This window comes from Pseudoalteromonas sp. SWXJZ94C (genome assembly GCF_015864385.1).
Taxonomy (GTDB): Bacteria; Pseudomonadota; Gammaproteobacteria; order Enterobacterales; family Alteromonadaceae; genus Pseudoalteromonas.
Map to the genome: position 1 here is coordinate 1 of NZ_JADYXF010000095.1, position 3,923 is coordinate 3,923.

1 protein-coding gene is annotated in these 3,923 nt (G+C 42.1%); it reads right to left on the reverse strand.

The genetic code is table 11. From position 1 onward, the window contains the following. On the reverse strand, window positions 1–3,923 hold a 3,923-nt coding region (locus I6F65_RS20920; RefSeq protein ID WP_231613261.1), incomplete at both ends, for an Ig-like domain-containing protein.

Here is a 3,923-nt window from a genome sequence, read left to right on the forward strand (position 1 = left end):
ACCGCGTCGTCTTCTGCTGCATTTATTACTGAGTCTTCAAGCACTAGCGTTGTACTGGCTTGTGTGTCTTTAGTGAAGTTGAGGGTGCTTGTTGCTGGATTACCCGCTATATCTTGTGTGCTTACATCTACCGTGTAATCGCCATCTGATAAAACCCGTAAAATAGAGCTATTAAGCTCCCAGTTACCTTGCGCATCTACGGTAGTTGTAGCTGTAAATAGCTCATCGCCATTATTGTCTTTTAGTACAATATCAACTTCTTGTCCTGACTCTACATCACTAATTGTGCCGCCAACTTTTGCTGTTGCTTGCTCTTGTGCATTAATAAAAGCGTCATCACCTACATTTACGTCTATTGTGGCTTGGGTATCTTTAACTAATGTTGTGTTATTTACTGCTTCGTTACCTGCGTTATCAAACACGCTTACACTTGCTGTAATGTCGCCATCGGCTAATTCGCTAATATTTGCAGCGGTTACAGACCAATTACCATCACTGTCTAAAACAATGTTTTTAATTGTCTCTGTTTTACCGTTTTGATCGGTAAAGGTAACCGTTATATTGTTGGTTGACTCTACGTCATCTACTTTTCCGCTAAGTGCTACGGCTTCATCTTCGGCTGCATTAATAAGCGTATCTGCAAGCTCTATGGTGGTAGTTGCTTGGGTATCTTTTATAAATGCTGCGCTATTAACCGCTTCATTACCTGCGTTATCAAATACGCTAACACTTGCAGTTACTTCACCATCCGCTAATCCACTAATATCTGCTGCAGTTACAGACCAATTACCTTCGGCATCAAGAGTAATATTTTCTATTACTTCTATTTTTCCGTTTTTATCTGTAAAGGTAACGGTTACGTTATTAATTGACTCTACGTCATCTACTTTTCCGCTAAGCGCTACAGCTTCATCTTCGGCTGCATTAATTACGTTATCGGCAAGTTCTAGCGAGGTGGTTGCTTGGGTATCTTTATTAAATTTTGTGCTATTTACAGCTTCGTTGCCTGCGTTATCAAATACGCTTACGCTTACTGCAATTTCGCCATCGGTAAGTGTACTTATATCACTTGGGTTTATTTGCCAGTTGCCGCTGCTGTCTACATCAACAGTTGCAGTAACTGAATTGGTGCCGTCGGTAAATGTAACAGTTACTTCGCGTGTAGCCTCAATGTCGGTAACTGTTCCGCTTATAATTACATTGCTTTGCTCAGCTGCATTCACTACATCATCGTTTTCAGCTACTTCAATTGTGGTACTTGCTAGTTTATCGTGCTCGGCAGTGTCGTTACTTGTAGCGGTATTACCTGCTATATCGGTTACGGTAGCAGTCGCTGTTAATGTGCCATCATTTAAAGCTGAAACATCGGCATCTGTAATTGTATAAGCGCCATTAATAACCGTTGCGATAAATGTTTTACTATTTGTGCCATCGCTCACAACTATTGAGACTGTTTGACCATTTTCAATATTAGTTACATTACCAGTAATGCTAACAACTGTATTTTCTGAGTTGCCATTAATTACATTATCATCAGTGTCGTTTATATCTACAGTAACACTGGCTAGCTGGTCTAATAAAACGGTATCGTTTGCACTAGCTAGGTTTCCTGCTAAGTCTAAAACAACGGCAGTGGCTGTAATTGTGCCGTTATTTAAGCCCGATATATCTACATTTTCAAAACTGTATTGACCGTTAGTAACAGTGCCTATTAATTCAATATCTGGGTTTTCACCATCAGATACGGTTACTGTAATTGATTGACCATTTTCTATATTTTCAGCTGCGCCGGTGATGGTTATTTGCGAGTTTTCGTTACTGCCGTTAATAACACCGTCGTCAGTTTGAGCAATATTTAATGTAACACTGCTTAGGGTATCTTTAACAAATGTGAGCTCTGAACTTGCAGGGTTTCCGGCTGAGTCAATCACTGTTACAACAGCGCTAATTTGACCTTCAGCTAAATCAGTAATTTGAGCGGTGGTAACTTCCCAAGTTCCGTTTTGTGCAACATCAACTTTAATTACTTTAGATTCATCATTTGTATCGGTTAGTGTTAACGTTACTTGCTGACCTGGTTCTACATCAACTGTATTACCTTTTAAAACAACACTGTTTTGCTCTGTTTGATTAATTACTTGGTCGGTATCAACCAACGTAATATCTATTTCAGCCAAGTTATCTATTTGAGCTGTATCTTGAGATGAAACTGGGTTGCCAGCAATATCAGTAACCGATGAGGTCGCTGTAATTGTGCCATCGTTTAATGCACTTGCATCAATAGGACCTGTTACATATTCACCATTAATTACGGTTGCTGTTGTAGTGATTGCTGGGTTAACGCCATCGCTGATAGTGACATTAACCGTTTGACCATCTTCAACATCAGTAACCGCACCGCGTACAACAATCTCTGCACTTTCGCCGTTACCGTTAATAACTGAGTCGACTGTTTTATCAATGCTGGTGGTAATGGCAGCGGTATTATCTAGCTCAACTGAATCCTCAGCGCTAACAGGGTTGCCTGCTAAATCAGACGCAGTTGCTGTGGCGGTTAATGTGCCGTCATTTAGGCTACTTGCATCAATAGGATCTGTTACATATTCGCCATTAATTACGGTTGCTTGTACTTCAACTGGCGGATTAACGCCGTCGCTGATTGTTACAGTAACCGTTTGACCATCTTCAACATCAGTAACCGTACCACGCACTACTATTGCAGCGCTTTCGCCGTTACCATTAATAACTGAGTCGGCTGTTTTATCAATGCTTGTGGTTATTGCAGCGGTATTATCAAGCTCAACCGTATCTTGTGCTGTTACAGGATTACCTGCCACATCTGATGCAGTTGCTGTGGCGGTTAATGTGCCATCGTTTAGTGCGCTTGCATCAATTGGATCGGTTACGTATTCGCCGTTAATTACGGTTGCTTGTACTTCAACTGGCGGATTAACGCCGTCGCTGATTGTTACAGTAACTGTTTGACCGTCTTCAACATCAGTAACCGTACCACGTACAACAATCTCTGCACTTTCGCCGTTACCGTTAATTACGCTATCCGCTGTTTTATCAATACTTGTGGTTATTGCAGCAGTGTTATCAAGCTCAACCGTATCTTGTGCTGTTACCGGATTACCTGCTAAATCAGACGCTGTTGCTGTGGCTGTTAATGTGCCATCGTTTAGTGCGCCTGCATCAATTGGATCGGTGACGTATTCGCCATTAATTACGGTTGCTTGTACTTCAACAGGTGGGTTGACGCCGTCGCTGATGGTTACAGTAACTGTTTGACCATCTTCAATGTCGGTAACCGTACCACGTACAACAATTGCGGCACTTTCACCGTTGCCGTTAATAATACCGTCGTCAGTTTTATCAATGCTGGTGGTAATGGCTGCGGTGTTATCAAGCTCAACCGTATCTTGTGCTGTTACAGGATTACCTGCCAAATCAGATGCCGTTGCTGTGGCGGTTAATGTGCCATCGTTTAGTGCGCTTGCATCAATTGGATCGGTTACGTATTCGCCGTTAATTACGGTTGCAAACACTGTAATTAATGGGTTTATTCCATCACTCAATGTTACGGTAACTGTTTGACCGTCTTCAACATCAGTAACCGTACCGCGCACTACTATTGCAGCGCTTTCGCCGTTACCGTTTATAACTGAATCGGCTGTTTTATCAATGCTTGTGGTTATTGCAGCGGTATTATCTAGCTCGACTGAATCCACAGCGCTAACAGGGTTGCCTGCTAAATCAGACGCTGTTGCTGTGGCTGTTAATGTGCCGTCGTTTAATGCACTTGCATCAATAGGATCGGTGACGTATTCGCCGTTTTGCACGATTGCTTGTACTTCAACTGGCGGATTAACGCCGTCGCTGATTGTTACAGTAACGGTTTGACCATCTTCAACGTCAGTAAC